This is a genomic window from Phycicoccus sp. Soil748 (assembly GCF_001428025.1).
GTDB lineage: Bacteria > Actinomycetota > Actinomycetes > Actinomycetales > Dermatophilaceae > Pedococcus.
The window spans coordinates 176,545-192,340 of the sequence record NZ_LMSC01000008.1 but is presented as its reverse complement, the minus strand read 5'-3'; the positions used below and the strand labels follow the sequence as shown (position 1 = coordinate 192,340).

General features: G+C 72.5%; 12 protein-coding genes and 1 pseudogene. 5 read left to right on the top strand and 8 right to left on the bottom strand.

Annotation, left to right across the window (positions count from 1 at the left end; all coding sequences use genetic code 11):
* Positions 1 to 36: 36 nt before the first annotated feature.
* From purL to purS, 4 genes and pseudogenes are all read right to left on the bottom strand, one after another.
* Positions 37 to 1,796 (bottom strand): annotated as a pseudogene (gene purL, locus ASG70_RS13375) (phosphoribosylformylglycinamidine synthase subunit PurL); the annotation flags it as partial.
* Between the two features lies 1 nt (position 1,797).
* On the bottom strand, positions 1,798 to 2,274 hold a 477-nt coding region (locus ASG70_RS20055), incomplete at its 3' end, for an AIR synthase related protein (protein WP_235531495.1).
* Entirely contained in the window at positions 2,271 to 2,942 is a 672-nt protein-coding gene (gene purQ / locus ASG70_RS13370) for a phosphoribosylformylglycinamidine synthase subunit PurQ (protein WP_056884348.1), read from the bottom strand. The genes purQ and ASG70_RS20055, both read right to left, overlap by 4 nt.
* Positions 2,939 to 3,208 (bottom strand): phosphoribosylformylglycinamidine synthase subunit PurS, encoded by a 270-nt coding sequence (gene purS, locus ASG70_RS13365; RefSeq protein ID WP_056884347.1) that lies wholly within the window; start codon positions 3,206 to 3,208, stop codon positions 2,939 to 2,941. The genes purQ and purS overlap by 4 nt, the downstream gene beginning before the upstream one ends.
* A gap of 201 nt (positions 3,209 to 3,409) precedes the next feature.
* On the opposite strand from purS, the gene ASG70_RS13360 reads away from it, so the two are divergent.
* Entirely contained in the window at positions 3,410 to 3,847 is a 438-nt protein-coding gene (locus ASG70_RS13360; protein WP_056884346.1) for a nitroreductase/quinone reductase family protein, read from the top strand.
* Positions 3,848 to 3,882: 35 nt separating this feature from the next.
* Here the strand turns inward: ASG70_RS13360 and ASG70_RS13355 are convergent, their stop codons facing one another.
* Complete coding sequence (locus ASG70_RS13355) at positions 3,883 to 5,265, bottom strand: pyridoxal-dependent decarboxylase (protein ID WP_200949280.1); 1,383 nt, start codon at positions 5,263 to 5,265, stop codon at positions 3,883 to 3,885.
* 52 nt (positions 5,266 to 5,317) lie between these two features.
* On the bottom strand, positions 5,318 to 6,214 hold the full coding sequence (locus ASG70_RS13350; protein ID WP_056884345.1) for a phosphoribosylaminoimidazolesuccinocarboxamide synthase: 897 nt from the start codon (positions 6,212 to 6,214) through the stop codon (positions 5,318 to 5,320).
* 94 nt (positions 6,215 to 6,308) lie between these two features.
* Between ASG70_RS13350 and ASG70_RS13345 the strand changes: the two genes are divergently transcribed.
* Complete coding sequence (locus ASG70_RS13345; protein ID WP_056884344.1) at positions 6,309 to 7,706, top strand: MFS transporter; 1,398 nt, start codon at positions 6,309 to 6,311, stop codon at positions 7,704 to 7,706.
* A 37-nt stretch (positions 7,707 to 7,743) separates the two neighbouring features.
* Here ASG70_RS13345 and purD read toward each other — a convergent pair whose 3' ends face one another.
* Positions 7,744 to 9,027, bottom strand: a complete 1,284-nt coding sequence (purD, locus tag ASG70_RS13340) for a phosphoribosylamine--glycine ligase (protein ID WP_056884343.1) — start codon at positions 9,025 to 9,027, stop codon at positions 7,744 to 7,746.
* Between the two features lie 310 nt (positions 9,028 to 9,337).
* Here purD and ASG70_RS13335 point away from each other — a divergent pair, with 310 nt between their 5' ends.
* From ASG70_RS13335 to ASG70_RS13325, 3 genes are all read left to right on the top strand, one after another.
* Positions 9,338 to 10,372, top strand: a complete 1,035-nt coding sequence (locus ASG70_RS13335; protein WP_056884342.1) for a LuxR C-terminal-related transcriptional regulator — start codon at positions 9,338 to 9,340, stop codon at positions 10,370 to 10,372.
* Positions 10,373 to 10,499: 127 nt separating this feature from the next.
* The gene (locus ASG70_RS13330; RefSeq protein WP_056884341.1) at positions 10,500 to 12,725 is read left to right on the top strand and encodes an AAA family ATPase; all 2,226 of its coding nucleotides are present in this window, start codon (positions 10,500 to 10,502) and stop codon (positions 12,723 to 12,725) included.
* A 258-nt stretch (positions 12,726 to 12,983) separates the two neighbouring features.
* Complete coding sequence (locus tag ASG70_RS13325) at positions 12,984 to 14,360, top strand: hypothetical protein (protein WP_056884340.1); 1,377 nt, start codon at positions 12,984 to 12,986, stop codon at positions 14,358 to 14,360.
* A gap of 103 nt (positions 14,361 to 14,463) precedes the next feature.
* On the opposite strand, the gene ASG70_RS13320 is transcribed toward ASG70_RS13325, so the two are convergent.
* Positions 14,464 to 15,765 carry an adenylosuccinate synthase gene (locus tag ASG70_RS13320; RefSeq protein ID WP_056884339.1) on the bottom strand — a complete coding sequence of 434 codons (1,302 nt, stop codon included), beginning with the start codon at positions 15,763 to 15,765 and terminating at the stop codon, positions 14,464 to 14,466.
* Between the last annotated feature and the right edge of the window lie 31 nt (positions 15,766 to 15,796).

The window sequence follows — 15,796 nt, the reverse complement described above, 5'->3', positions numbered from 1 at the left end:
CGTTCCCCCCTACCTGGTCGCCCCCGCTCCGGCCGCCTACCTGCCGAAGACCTCCGGCAGCGTACGGGTGTGGGCGTCGCGAAGCGCGGCAAGACCCACCGAGAAGTGGCCCTGGACGTCGATCCCGTCGGTCTGGTCGTCGACGACACCGATGCGCGCGTGGACCTGTCCTCGGGCGGTGCACATGTCGGTGAACCGCACCTCCTCCGAGCGGGGCACGCTGACGACGACCCGGGCGGTCGACTCGCTGTAGAGCGCGGTGAAGGCGTCGACGCCGTCGCGCTCGCACACCTCGTCGAGCCAGATCCGCGCACCGACGCCGTACCTCATCGTCGCCTCGGCGAGGGCGACCGCGAGGCCGCCGTCGGAGAGGTCGTGGGCCGCGTCGACGAGGCCGTCGCGGCTTGCGTTGACGAGGATCTCGCCGAGGAGCTGCTCGGCGCCGAGGTCGACCTTGGGCGGCAGGCCGCCCAGGTGGCCGTGGACGACGTGCGCCCACTCGCCACCGGCGAGCTCGTCGCGGGTGGCGCCGAGGAGGTAGACGACCTGGCCGGGCGTCTTCCAGCCCGACGGGGTGCGCCGGGCGACGTCGTCCATGACGCCCAGGACGCCGATGACCGGGGTGGGGTGGATGGCCGTGTCGCCGGTCTGGTTGTAGAAGCTGACGTTGCCGCCGGTGACCGGGATGCCGAGGGTCTTGCAGCCCTCGGCGATGCCTTTGACCGCCTCGCGGAACTGCCACATCACGCCCGGGTCCTCCGGCGAGCCGAAGTTGAGGCAGTCGGTGACGGCGAGCGGCGTCGCACCTGCGGTGGCGACGTTGCGGTAGGACTCGGCGAGCGCGAGCTGGGCCCCTGTGTAGGGGTCGAGCTTGGCGAACCGGCTGTTGCAGTCGGTGGAGATCGCGACGCCGCGGCCCGTCTCCTCGTCGACACGCACCACCCCGGCGTCGTCGGGCATCGCGAGCGCGGTGTTGCCCAGGACGTAGCGGTCGTACTGGTCGGTGACCCAGGACTTGTCGCACAGGTTGGGCGAGGCCAGCAGGGTGAGCAGGTCGGCCTTCAGGCCCTCGCCGTCGACCGGCTTGGCCAGCGTGCCGGTCCCGTTGGCCTGCAACAGGTCCAGGTAGTCCGGGCGCGCCAGGGGGCGGTGGTAGGTCGGGCCCTCGTGGGCGACCGAGCGCGGCGGCACGTCGACGATGACCTCGCCGTGCCAGGTGATGACGAGGTGGTCGCCGTCGGTCACCTCGCCGAGGACGGTCGCCTCGACGTCCCAGCGGTCGGTGATGGCCATGAACTCGTCGAGCTTCCCCGGCTCGACCACGGCCATCATGCGCTCCTGGCTCTCCGACATGAGGATCTCCTCAGGGCGGAGCGAGGCGTCACGCAGCGGGACCCGGTCGAGCTCGATCTGCATGCCGCCGTCACCGTTGGACGCGAGCTCGCTGGTGGCGCAGGACAGGCCCGCACCGCCGAGGTCCTGGATGCCGTCCACGACGTGCGCGGCATACAGGTCGAGGCAGCACTCGATGAGCACCTTCTCGGCGAACGGGTCGCCGACCTGCACCGCGGGGCGCTTGGTGGGGCCGCCCTCGTCGAAGGTCTCGGACGCGAGGACCGAGACGCCGCCGATGCCGTCGCCACCGGTCCTGGCGCCGAACAGGATCACCTTGTTGCCGACGCCGGAGGCCTTGGCGAGGTGGATGTCCTCGACGCGCATGGCGCCGACGCACAGGGCGTTGACGAGCGGGTTGCCCTGGTAGCAGTCGTCGAACACGACCTCGCCGCCGATGTTGGNGTCGGGGTGGTGCAGGTTGCCGAACCGCAGCGGGTCCATCACGGCGATCGGCCGGGCGCCCATCGACATGATGTCGCGGATGATGCCGCCGACACCGGTGGCAGCGCCCTGGTAGGGCTCGACGTAGGACGGGTGGTTGTGCGACTCGACCTTGAAGGTCACCGCCCAGCCGTCACCGATGTCGACGACACCGGCGTTCTCGCCGATGCCGACCAGGAGCTTCTCACGCATCTCGTCTGTGGTGTTCTCCCCCCAGAGGGAGAAGTGCACCTTGCTGGACTTGTAGGAGCAGTGCTCGCTCCACATCACGGAGTACATCGCGAGCTCGGCGCTGGTGGGGCGGCGGCCGACGATCTCGCGGATGTTGTGGTACTCGTCCGCCTTCAGCCCGAGCTCGGCCCACGGCTGCTCGGTGTCCGGGGTCTGCGCAGCGTGCGAGACCGTGTCGAGGACCGGTCGGTCGACCTGGGCCGTCATGCCGAAACCACCTGTCGCAGAACGGAAGTGAAGAACGGGAGCCCGTCGGTCGAGGGGCCGTAGCCCTCCTCGACACAGTGCTCGGGGTGGGGCATGAGGCCCACGATGTTGCCGCGGTCGTTGCTGATGCCCGCGATGGCTCGGTAGGAGCCGTTGGGGTTGTCGCCGGCATAGCGGAAGACCACGCGGCCCTCAACCTCGAGCTCGTCGAGCGTGCGCTCGTCCGCGACGAAACCGCCCTCGCCGTTCTTGAGGACGACGGTGATCTCCTGCCCGGCCTCGAAGTCGGAGGTCCAGGCGGTCGACGCGTTCTCGACGACGAGCCGCTGGTCGACGCAGTTGAACTTGCGGTGGTCGTTGCGGATCAGCGCGCCCGGCAGCAGGTGGCTCTCGCAGAGCACCTGGAACCCGTTGCAGATGCCCAGGACCGGCAGGCCACCCTGGGCGGCCGGGATGAGCGCGTCCATGACCGGCGCGAAACGGGCGATGGCACCGCAGCGCAGGTAGTCGCCGTACGAGAACCCGCCCGGGAGGATGACCGCGTCGACACCCTTGAGGTCGGCGTCACCGTGCCAGAGGCTGACGGCCTCGCCGCCGACTGCGCGCACCGCGCGGGCGGCGTCACGGTCGTCGAGGGAGCCCGGAAACGTGACGACCCCGACCTTCACCGGCCGGGGTCCTCGTCGTGCGCGGAGTCGCGGACGCTCACGACGTCCTCGATCACGGGGTTGGACAGCAGCTTCTCGGCCGCTTCGCGCGCCGCCGCGAGCACCTCGTCGGTGACTTCGCCGTCCACGGTGAGGACGAAGCGCTTGCCCTGCCTCACGTCGGTGAACTGCTCGAAGCCGAGCCGGGGGAGCGCCCCGTTCACGGCCTGCCCCTGGGGGTCGAGGATCTCTGGCTTCAGCATGACGTCAATGACGACGTGGCCCATTCGGGTGTCTCCTGGGTTGATGCGGGGTCCAGCGCGGGGGATGGCGCGGGGTGAAGGCGTCGGCAGTCTATCGGGGCCGTGCGGTGCCGCCGTCCACGGTCAGCCCGCGGTCAGCCCACGGGCTTGACGACGACGGTTGACACCCCGGTCGACGGGGAGGAACGTCCGGCGCAGGACCCACCTGGACGCCAAGGAGGCGGCATGAACCCCGTCATGAGGACCGTGATGCGTGGAGCGTCCAAGCTCGCCGTAGCCGTCTACAAGGCGTCGGGAGGGAAGGTCGGCGGCCGGGCCGCGGGCGGGGTCCCGGTGCTGCTCCTCACCGTGTCAGGACGCAAGACAGGCCAGCCCCACACGAACCCGGTCGGCTACTTCGAGCACGAGGGTGGCTACCTCGTCGTCGGGTCGGCCGGCGGGACGCCGCAGGACCCGCAGTGGTTCAGGAACCTGCGTGCCGCGAGCAGCGCCGAGGTCCAGGTGGGTCGCCGGGCCTTCCCGGTCAGCGTCCGGGAGCTGACCGGCGCCGAGCGCGACACGGCCTGGACCGACATCGTCCTCGTCCGCTGCCCGCCCTTCGGCAAGTACGAGCAGAAGACCACAAGGAAGATGCCACTCGCCCTGCTGACCCCGACGCCGTAGCCGTCGCCGGGCCTGCTCGCCCAGGCGACGGCCGGTCAGGTGCGGGCGGCGGCGAGCGCCGCGAGGATCGAGGCGACCGTGCGGTCGACGTCCTCGGCCGTGGTCATCCACCCTGAGACCGAGATGCGCATGACCGCCCGGCCCTCCCAGGTGCTTCCACCCAGCCACGCCTCCCCCGCGTCCTGCACCCCGGTGACGACGGCCCGGGTGACCTCGTCGGAGTCGTCGAAGCGGACGAGCACCTGGTTGAGGACCACGTCGTTGAGCACCTCGACGCCCGGGTCGGCATCGGCCAGGCCCGTCGCGAAGCGCAGCGCGTGGGCACACGACCGGTCGACGAGGTCGGCCACCCCACGGCGGCCCAGCTGCACCAGCGCCGCCCAGACGGCGAAGCCTCGGGCCCGCCGCGAGGCCTCGGGCACGTACCGGTAGGGGTCGCGGCCGGCTCCGGGCACGACGTACGGCGCCTCCCACGACATCGCCGCGACGTGGGCGTCCGGGTCCCGGGTGGCGACGAACGCCCCGTCGTAGGGGACGTTGAGCCACTTGTGGCAGTCGGTCGCCCACGAGTCGGCCCGGTCCACGCCCGCGACGAGCGGGCGCAGTCGCTCGCTGGCCCCGGCCCACAGCCCGAACGCACCGTCGACGTGCAGCCAGGCACCGGCGGCGCCGCAGAGGTCGGCGATCGCCGGGAAGGGGTCGAACGCACCGGTGTTGACGTTGCCGGCCTGGGCGCAGACGATGACCGGCCCGCGGTCGCGGCGCAGCACGCGCTCGAGCTCGCCGGGGAGCATCCGGCCCTGGTCGTCGCTCGCGGCGACATCCGGGCGGCTGCCGAACCCGGCCAGCCGGAGCGCCTGCGCGATCGTGGCGTGCGCCTGTCCGCCCACGACGACCTGCACCGGCGGCGCCCCCTGCAGCCCGTCGGCCTCGACGTCCCACCCGGCCCGCGCGAGGACCGCATGCCGGGCCGTGGCCAGGGCGGTGAAGTTGGCCATCTGCGCCCCGGTGGGGAAGCCGTAGGACGAGCCCTCGGGCAGGCCGAGCAGCTCCAGCAGCCAGTTCCCCGCGACCTCCTCGGCGGCCGCTGCGGCCGGCGACATGACCTCGAGGCCGGCGACCTGGTCCCACGCGGCGGCGAGCCAGTCCGCCGCCATCGCCGCCTCGAGGGTGCCGCCCACGACGTACCCGAAGTAGCGCGGGCCGCTGGAGGCCACGAGGCCCGGACCCGCTGCCGCGACCAGCCGGGCCACGACGTCCTCCGGCGCGCTGCCCTCGGCCGGCAGCGGTCCGGCGAAGCCGTCGAGGCGGGCGGTGGGGGCGGTCGGACCGACCCGGCGGTCACGCAGTCCGTCGAGGTGGGCGCGTGCGGCCGAGGCGGCCACCGCGAGGGCTGGGTGGTCCTCCAGGTCCTCCACGCCCGCAGGCTACGCCCGCGTGCCGGTGGGGAGAACCCGCATCAGGCGTGCGTCAGGTGAAGGATCGGCCGGTCAGGCGCTCGTACGCCTCGACATACTTCGCCCGGGTCTGCTCGACGACGTCCTCGGGCAGGTCGGGCGGCGCCTCGCCGGACGCCCGGTCCCAGCCGCTGGCGGAGGAGGTGAGCCAGTCGCGCACGAACTGCTTGTCGTAGGACGGCTGCTGGTGGCCCGGCTCCCACAGGTCGGCCGGCCAGAAGCGCGACGAGTCCGGGGTGAGGACCTCGTCGGCCAGCATGACGTCGTCGCCGTCGAGGCCGAACTCGACCTTGGTGTCGGCGATGAGGATCCCCCGCTCGGCGGCGATCTCGTTGCCCCGGGCGAGGATCGCGGTGGTCAGGTCGCGGACGCGTGCGGCGAGGGGGGCGCCGATCTCGGCCTCGACGTCGGCGTACGGCATGGGCTGGTCGTGCTCGCCCATCGGCGCCTTGGTCGAGGGTGTGAAGACGGGCGACGGCAGGCGCGACCCGTCGACGAGCCCCTCGGGCAGCGCCACCCCGGAGACGTGCCCGTCGGCGCGGTACTCGTTGAGCCCCCCGCCGGTGAGGTAGGCGCGAGCCACGCACTCCACGGGCAGCATCTCGAGGCGTCGCACGAGCACCGCCCGCCCCGCCACGGCGTCGGGGACGTCGGTCGAGACGACGTGGTTGGGCACGAGGTCGGTGAGTCGCTCGAACCACCACAGCGACAGCTGGGTCAGCACCGCGCCCTTGTCGGGGATGGGGGTGTCGAGGACGAAGTCGTAGGCGGACATGCGGTCGCTGGCGACGAGAAGGAGCTGGTCGCCGCGCGGCGCACCCGACTCGTCGAGCGGGGCGTAGAGGTCGCGGACCTTGCCCGAGTAGACGTGGGCGTAGCCGGGCAGCACGAGCGGCTGGGAGGACGTCATGGCCGACATCCTCCCAGTCGTCGCCGGGTCACTGCGTGGAGGTCCAGCGCCGAGACTTGACCTCAAGTCGACTTGAACTTCGAGGATGGGCCGCATGCCCACCACCACGGCGCCCAGCCGCCGCGACAGCAGGCCGGCGAGCCTGTTCACCCGCGACCACCTGCCCTTTGCGGTCGGGGCGGTCGCGCTCGTGACGCTGGGGGCGTTCGAGAACCGCGCGACGACGACGGTGCTCCCCACCGCCGCCCGCGACCTCGACGCGCTGTGGCTGTTCGGCGCGGCCAGCGCTGCACCGCTCGTGTCGTTCGTGCTCGCCACCGTGGTGGCCGGCGCGTGGGCCGACCACCGGGGACCGGTGCGGCCGCTGCAGGCGGGGATGGCGGTGTTCGTCGCCTCCCAGGTCGCGATGGCCGCGGCGCCGGGTATGGCGGTGCTCACCCTGGGCCGGTTCGGCTCGGGGATCGCCGAGGCCTTCATGGACGTCTCCCTCACCGTCCTGCTGGCCCGGGCACTGCCAGAAGCGTTGCGGGCCAAGGTCTTCGCAGCGTTCGCCGCGGCCTGGGTGCTGCCGTCGCTGCTGGGTCCGCCCATCGCGGGCGTGCTCGCCGAGGTGTGGTCGTGGCGGGCGGTCTTCGCCGTGGGCGTCGCCCTCTTGGTGCCCGCCTGGCTGCTGCTGCGTCCGTCGATGCGCGCCGCGGCAACCACCGCAGCGCCCACCCGGTGGACCGGCCAGGAGCACCGCGCGGTGCGAGCGGCCGCCCTCGCTGCCGTCGGCCTCGCCGGCCTGACCGCCGGCGGGTCGCTGCTGGGACGCGACGGCAGCACGAGGGCGCTCGGGGTGGGCCTGGCTGTCGCCGGACTGGCGTGCACCGTCCCGGCGGTCCGCACCGTCCTGCCGGCCGGGACCCTGCGGCTGGCCCGCGGCATACCGGCCCTCGTGGCCCTGCGGGGGCTCGTGGCCGCAGCGTTCGGCACGGCCGGGAGCCTGCTGCCGCTCATGCTGTCGACGGTGCACGGCCTGGGGCCGGCTGCGGCCGGGACCAGCCTGACCGTGACGGGGCTGTGCTGGGCGGCCGGGTCGCAGCTGCACGGCCTCGATGTCGTGCAGCGCCGCGTCAGGGCGGTCCGCCGGCTGCAGCTGGGCTTCGCCCTCATCACGGTCGGCGTCCTCGGGCCGGCGCTGACCAGCCTCGACGCCCTCGGCGTGGTGGCGGGGCTGGCGCTCTGGGGGGTCGCCGGGCTGGGCATGGGCATCGTGTCACCCACCCTGTCCACCCAGCTGCTGCTCTTCGCGCCGGTCTCCGACCAGGGCCGGGTCACCGCGGCGTCCAGCCTCACGGCGTCGGTGGCACAGGCCGTGGCGCTGGCAGCGGCGGGTGCCCTGATCGCGTGGCAGGCTCCGGCGCTTCCCGGCTGGCTCTTCGCCGGGGTGATGGCCGCCGGCGCGGCCGTCGGCGCCGTCGGCTGGGCCGCAGCCCGCCGCGCCGGCTGAGCCGAGGCCTGCCGCGCCGGGTGAGCCGACGCGTGCGTCAGCCCACGTGGAGCTCGTTGCGCTCGGCGGCCAGGGCGATGTCGCTGCGGTGGTGCGAGCCCTCGAGCTCGATGGCGTCCACGGCGGCATACGCCCGCTCGCGCGCCTGGGAGAGGCTGTCGCCGAGGGCCACCACGGACAGCACGCGGCCGCCGGCGGACACCAGCGTCCCGTCGTCGTCGCGGGCGGTGCCTGCGTGCAGGACGTACGCGGTGGGCACGTCGGTCGCCTCCTCGATGCCGGTGACAGGGTCACCGGTGCGCGGGGTGCCCGGGTAGTTGTGCGAGGCCACGACCACGGTCACGGCGTGCTGGCCGGACCAGTGCAGGGCGCCCACGTCGGCGAGGTGGCCGGTGGCTGCGGCCATCAGCAGCCCGCCGAGCGGCGTCTGCAGCCGGGAGAGCACGACCTGGGTCTCGGGGTCGCCGAACCGGGCGTTGAACTCGATGACGCGCGGGCCCCGGGAGGTGAGCGCGAGCCCGATGAACAGGACACCGGAGAACGGCGTCCCGCGGCGGCGCATCTCGTCGACGGTGGGCTGGGCCACGCGGGTGACGAGCTCGTCGACCATCGACGCCGGCGCCCAGTCGAGCGGCGAGTAGGCCCCCATGCCGCCGGTGTTGGGGCCGCGGTCGCCGTCGAACACCCGCTTGAAGTCCTGGGCGGGCGCCAGGGGCACCACCGTCTCGCCGTCGCACAGGACGAACAGCGACACCTCCGGCCCGTCGAGGAACTCCTCGACGACGACCTGACCCCTGTCCTTGGCGAGGCAGGCGCGGGCATGCTCCAGCGCCTCCTCCAGGTCGTCGGTCACGACGACGCCCTTGCCTGCGGCGAGGCCGTCGTCCTTGACTACGTGGGGGGCGCCGATGGCGTCGAGGGCGTCGGCCACCTCCTCGACGGTGCTGCACACGCGTGCCATGGCCGTCGGCACGTCGGCGGCTGCCATCACCTCCTTGGCGAACGCCTTGCTGCCCTCGAGCCGGGCCGCCGCAGCGGACGGGCCGAAGACCGCGAAGCCCGCCTCGCGCACCACGTCGGCGACACCGGCCACGAGGGGGGCCTCGGGCCCGATGACCACGAGGTCCACGCCGTGGCGACGCGCGAGGTCGGCGACGCCCTCACCGTCGAGCAGGCCGCCGGGCAGCGGCTCGCACAGCGCGACCACGTCCATGCCCGGGTTGCCCGGGGCCACGACGACGGCGTCGACCGCCGGGTCGGCGCCGAGGCTGCGGACGATGGCGTGCTCGCGGGCACCGGATCCGATGACGAGAACCTTCACGGCCCCAGCCTAGGGAACCGCGGCGGAGATGAGTGCGCGGCGTCCCCGGGAGGCAGGGGGGGACTTTCTCCCTGGGGACGCCGCGCAGCCGACGTGCGGTCGCCTGGCGGGGGAACCTGCAACACGGCACGCGGGTCGACAGTGTCGACCCCGCCAGAGTGGACCATGACCCGGCCGCCCGTAAAGCCCTGGACTGTCGGACTTTCGCCATTGACGGGATCTCGACAGGACACCACCATGGTCCCAGCACGCGCCCGGGAGGAGCAGAGCATGGGCACGAGGTCCCGCACGACCACCCCGCTGCCACGCCATGCCCGCTGAACCCGACGTGGCCCCTGCCACCGCCTCCGGGCCCGTTCTGCCGCTCGACCTCGAGCCTGCGCAGGGCGACGCCGACGCCGCGGTGACCCGCGTCTACCTCGCCGCCCTCCAGCACCCCGAGCCCTCCCGTTCCCTCCTGGTGGCGCAGGGGATGCGGTCCGACGTCGTCGACCGCTGCCTCGCCGTCCTGGAGGACCGCGGCCTGGTCCGGCTCCACGGGGGCGGGATGGTCGAGGTGGTGCCGCCGGACATCTCGCTGCCCACCCTGGCCCTCACCTACGAGCGCCGTGCCCGCGAGACCCGTTCCGCGGCGCACGAGCTGGCCCAGGTGTTCTTCCAGGCGCGTTCATCGTCGACGGCACCGGACCCGGGCTCGATCCGGATCCTCACGTCCCTCGACGAGGTGGCGGCCGCGACGGCGGAGGCGATCGCGGCGGGTACCGAGCTCGTGCGCACCTTCCGCGCGCCGTCCCCGCGCACCGACGCCATCTTCTCCAGCCCGCTGCACAGCCACGAGGAGCCGAGCCGCGGTGCCGGCGGCCGGGTGCTCGACATGATGTCCGTCTACGACACCCGCATCCTCGAGGCGCCGGACGTCCTCACCGTCCTCGAGGCGCGCGAACGCGGGGGTGAGCGCTACCGGTTCACCTCGGCGGTGCCGTTCTCCTGCGTCATCGTCGACGACGCCGCGGCGGTGGTCGACCTCAGCGCCTTCGACGCGAGCGGTTCGGGGTCGGCCCTGGTCCGGTCGAGGCCCATGGTGCTGGCCCTCATCGCCCTCGCCGACCACCTGTGGGCCCTGGGGTCGCCACTGCACCGCCCCGGCGGCGGCCCGGCGGCGGAGCAGCGCGACCAGCAGATCCTGTCGCTGCTCGCCGCCGGGGCACCCGACGCGACCATCGCCCGCCAGACCGGGGTGTCCCAGCGCACCGTCGAGCGACGGGTCCGGGCCCTCATGGACCAGCTGGGCGCCAACACCAGGTTCCAGGCCGGGGTCCAGGCCGCGCGACGCGGCATGCTGTGACCCGGCCCCCTCCCGTCCTGCACGGCCCGTCGGGTTGTGGGATGCGGCGGTGGGGCGTCGGCGCGGATGGCTAGACTCGTGCGTTCTCTGCAGGACGAGCAGGCCGTACGACAAGAAAGTCACCACCGTGACCGCTCCGGACCACACCACCTCCAAGGCGACCACCGCCGAGGTGGCGCGCGAGATCGCCGTCGAGCAGGCGCACGTCGACCTCGTCCACGCCGAGCTCGCCAAGGCCCAGGCGCGGGCCGGTCTCGTGGAGGCCGACGGCTTGGCGCGCGGGCGCACCGACCGCACCGGCGACGTCCGCGACGAGGAGCTGACCGGGCTGTTCGAGCGTGACGCCTTGGTGTTCAACGCCGCTCGTCGTCGCTCGACCCTGGACACCCAGTACGAAGGCCTCGTCTTCGGCCGTCTCGACCTCGACCACGCGCTGGGCAAGGAGGGCGCCGACCCCGATCGCGAGACGCGCTACATCGGTCGCCTCGGCGTCCGTGACGACGACTACGAGCCGCTGGTCGTCGACTGGCGAGCCCCCGCCGCGGCCGCCTTCTACCGCGCCACCCCGGTCGAGCCGATGGACGTGCTGCGCCGACGGGTGCTGCGCTGCAAGGGTCCTGACGTCGTGGGGGTCGAGGACGACCTGATGGTCGCCGAGGCGCCCGACGACCTCGTCGTCGTCGGCGACGGCGCGCTGCTCGCCGCCCTGACCCGCAGCCGCGGCGCTCAGATGCGCGACATCGTGGCCACCATCCAGCGGCACCAGGACGAGGCCATCCGCGCCTCCGCCCGCGGCGTCACCGAGATCACGGGCGGCCCCGGCACCGGCAAGACCGTCGTGGCGCTGCACCGCGCCGCCTACCTGCTCTACTCCGACCGCCGCCGCTTCGAGTCCGGCGGCATCCTCGTGGTCGGCCCCTCCTCCGCCTACACCGCCTACATCGAGCGCGTGCTCCCCTCGCTCGGCGAGGAGTCGGTGACCCTGCGGTCCCTCGGTGACGTCGTCGACGGCGTCACCGCCGTGCGTCTCGACCCGCCGGCGGTCGCAGCCACCAAGGGTTCGCTCCGCGTACGCCGCCTGCTCGCCCGCGCGGCCTCGGACACCCCGCCGGGGGCGCCGAAGCAGTTCCGCGCGTTCGTCAACGGCAAGGCGGTCCGCGTCGACACCCCTGCCCTCGACCGGATCCGCAGCCAGGTGCTCCGCGGTCACCAGCGCAACAACGCGGCTAAGGCCGTGCGCGCCCAGCTCGCCGAGGCGGCGTGGGCCAGCGTGCGCGAGGGCGACCGCGCCGAGTTCATGGACCGCTTCGAGGACCACCTCGAGGTCGTCACCTTCCTCGAGCAGTGGTGGCCCCAGGTCGACCCGCGGGAGGTGCTGCTCTGGCTCGCCGACCCCTCCCTGGCACACCGCCACGGCAAGGGCGCCCTCACGCCCCAGGAGTGCGACGACTTCGCGGCCTCGATGCAGGTGGCGCTGGAGACGGGCACCTGGTCGGTGGCCGACGCGGCGCTCGTCGACGACCTCGCCGCCCGCCTGGGCACCGTGCAGGACGCGCCCGCCGAGGAGCGCGGCTTCTACGAGATCGAGGAGCTCGACGACGTCTCGCAGTTCGGCGTCGCCGAGGTCCGCGCCAGCCGCCAGGGCAGCGACGGCTCCAGCACCCGCACGTCGCGCACGGCCCCGACCGACCCGCGCGAGCGACTGCTGCAGGGCCGCGTCGAGGGTCCCGGCGAGTACGCCCACGTCCTCGTCGACGAGGCCCAGGACCTGTCCCCCATGCAGTGGCGCATGCTCGGTCGCCGCGGCCGGTACTCGTCGTGGACCGTCGTCGGTGACGCGGCCCAGGCGTCGTGGCCCGACGCAATGGAGGCCGGCCGGGCGCGTGAGGAGGCGTTCGGCACCCAGGAGCGACGCCTGTTCCACATGGACACCAACTACCGCAACGCGCGCGAGATCTTCGACTACGCCGCCGAGGTCGTCCGGGCCTCGGTCCCCGACGCCGACATCCCCCAGGCCGTGCGGGAGACCGGTGCGCAGCCGGTCGACGCAGTGGTGACGAGCGGCCGTTGGGCGGAGGTGGGCACCGACGCGGTGGAGACCCTGCTGGGTGAGGTCGAGGGCTCCGTCGCGGTGGTCACCCCCGCCCGGCACGCAGCGGAGCTGGCGGCGCTGGCCGACCTCGACGACCGGGTCGTGGTCATCGACCCGATGTCGACCAAGGGCCTGGAGTACGACGCCACGGTCATCGTCGACCCCGACGAGATCACCGCCGAGTCACCCGGCGGCATCCGCGTCCTCTACGTCGCCCTGACCCGCGCGGCCCACCGCATGACGGTGCTCCGCCCCGCCTGACCAGCGCCTCTTCTGCCGACCCCGACGGCCTTCCGCGCCCTGCGGCCCGTCGACGGATTGACCATCCCGGTCAACAAGTCACGACGAAATGACTGCTTCCAGTGGTTCTGTGCTGCTTTGTCATCGACCGAACGGCGGCACCACTACGCATTTTTACCTGATGCCTTTACCCAATCTTTACTAATACTTTCCTTTCACGGGGGTTCCCCATACCTGCGGGTGAAGCGGGGGAAACCAACACTGCGAAGGGGAAAACTCATGATGTCCACGCGCAAGAGCGCCGTACTGGCGCTGACCCTGGCCACCGGCCCGCTGCTGATCGCCAGCACCGCCCACGCCGCGCCCAGCTGCGGCACACCGGCCGTCGAGGCCGTCTACACGACCGTCCACCACGACGCCGAGAGCGTCGTCACCGGCCAGCACAAGGTCGTCGACCAGCCGGCCCAGCCGGCCGTGCCCGCCGTCTGGGCCACCGAGTCCTACGTCATCACTCCGGCCGTGCCGGCCGTGCCCGCGGTAACGGCCCAGGAGACCCAGTGGACCGTCGGCAACAGCACCGGTCCCGATGGCGACGGGTGGGCCACGACCGGCCAGACCAAGGACCACGCTGCCGTCACCCAGACGCGGTACCAGTGGGAGAAGGTGACGACGACCACGCAGTACGAGTGGGTCATCAAGGTCATCGACCAGCCCGAGACCACGACCATCGTCCACCACGACGCGGTCTACAGGGACGTCGTGGTCCCGGCCACGTACAAGGACGTCGTCGACGTCCCGGAGCACGTCGTCCACCACGACGCCGTCTACGACACGAGCCTGTACCAGTACGTCAACAAGCAGGGCAGGACCCAGTTCCAGCCCCTTGGCTGGAACACCGCGGACGGTCACGACCAGGGCTGGAACATCGTCATGCCGTACGTCCACCCGGTCGTCACCGAGGCCTGGGACGAGACCGTCCCTGCGACGTACAAGCAGGAGGTCGACGTCCCTGAGCACACGGTCCAGGAGCTCGTCACCGCCGCCTACGACCAGACCGTCACGGCGCCCGAGAAGAGCCACTACGACAAGCAGTGGACGACCTCCCCCACCGAGGCTCCGGCCGACGGCTGGGTGCGCAGCGCCACCGAGCCCCTCGTCACCACCGAGACCGACACCGTCTTCACCGTGGACGACGAGACGGCCCCGGAGGGCTACTCGCTCGTGGGTCAGGAGACCACCGTCCTCAAGCCGGCCTACACCGAGTACGAGTGGGCGCGCACCGTGGTCGTCACCCCGGCCCAGCCCGAGGTCCCGGCGGTCATGGGTGAGCGCCAGGTGCTCGTCTCCCCGGAGGTCCCTGCCACCGACGAGGTCTCCCACATGGAGGACACCATCGTCACCACCCCGGCCTACGACACCCAGGAGCTCGTGACGCCTGCGGTCCCGGCCGGCGAGGCGTGCCCGGTCATCAGCACCGGCGGCGAGGAGATCGCGGGCCCCGGTGGCTCGGGCGACCCGAAGACCACCAGCTCGGCCAGCGCCGTGCCGACCCTGGCCTTCACCGGCTTCGACCCCGAGCTGTATGTCGCAGGCGGCCTGGTGCTCCTGTTCGTCGGCTCCGGCCTCACCGTCGTGGCTCGCCGCCGCGAGCACTGACGGTCCACCAGACCGACGCGGCGGGGCTTCGCAGCCACCGCGTCGTACCGGGCGTCGCCTCTTCCCCCGAGGCGGCGCCCGGTTGTGCGTGGCGAGGGGAGCGTCAGTCGCCGAGCAGGGAGTGACGGCTGATGATCTCGTCGCGGCCGGGGCCGACGCCGATCGCCGACACCCTGGCGCCGATGAGCTCCTCGAGCCGCAGCACGTAGGCCCGGGCGTTCGCCGGCAGCTCCTCGAAGGTGCGGCAGGTGGAGATGTCCTCCCGCCAGCCCGGCAGCTCCTCGTAGACCGGCTTGGCGTGGTGGAAGTCGGTCTGGTTGACCGGCATCTCGTCGTGGCGGACGCCGTCGACGTCGTAGGCGACGCACACCGGGATCGTGTCGAGGCCGGTGAGCACGTCGAGCTTGGTGATGACGAAGTCCGTGGTGCCGTTGACGCGCGTGGAGTAGCGGCCCACCACCGTGTCGACCCAGCCGCAGCGACGCGGACGACCGGTGGTCGTGCCGTACTCGGCGCCGGTCTTGCGCAGGAACTCACCCTTGTCGTCGAACAGCTCGGTCGGGAACGGCCCCTCGCCCACCCTCGTCGAGTAGGCCTTGAGGATGGCGATGACCCGGTCGACCCGCGTCGGGGGGATGCCCGACCCGGTGCAGGCGCCACCGGCCGTCGCGTTGGACGAGGTGACGAACGGGTAGGTGCCGTGGTCGACGTCGAGCAGGGTGGCCTGGCCGGCCTCGAGGAGCACCGTCTTGCCCTCGTTGAGCGCCTTCTCGAGCACGAGCGAGGTGTCGGCGACCATGGGCCGCAGGCGGTCGACGTAGCCGAGCAGCTCGTCCATGACCTCCTCGACCCCGACGGCGCGACGGTTGTAGATCTTGGCGAGGATCTGGTTCTTGAAGGCCAGCGCGGCCTCGACCTTCTGGCGCAGGATCTTCTCGTCGAACAGGTCCTGCACCCGGATGCCGTTGCGGGCCATCTTGTCGGCGTAGGTCGGTCCGATGCCGCGGCCGGTGGTGCCGATCTTGCGCGACCCGAGGAAGCGCTCGGTCACCTTGTCCAGGACCCGGTTGTACGGCGCGATGATGTGCGCGTTGGCGCTCACCAGCAGCCGGGAGGTGTCGACGCCCCGGGCCTCGAGGCCGTCGAGCTCCTCGAAGAGCACGGCGAGGTCGACGACGACACCGTTGCCGATGACGGGGGTGCAGGTCGGCGTGAGGATTCCGGAGGGCAGCAGGTGCAGCGCGTACTTCTCGCGCTTGCCGTCCTTCTCGATGACGATGGTGTGGCCGGCGTTGTTGCCGCCGTTGAACTTCACGACGTAGTCGACGTCGGAGCCCATGAGGTCGGTCGCCTTGCCCTTGCCCTCGTCGCCCCACTGCGCGCCCACGAGCACGATCGCCGGCATACCAGCACCTCTTCCATCACCACGGTCTCGA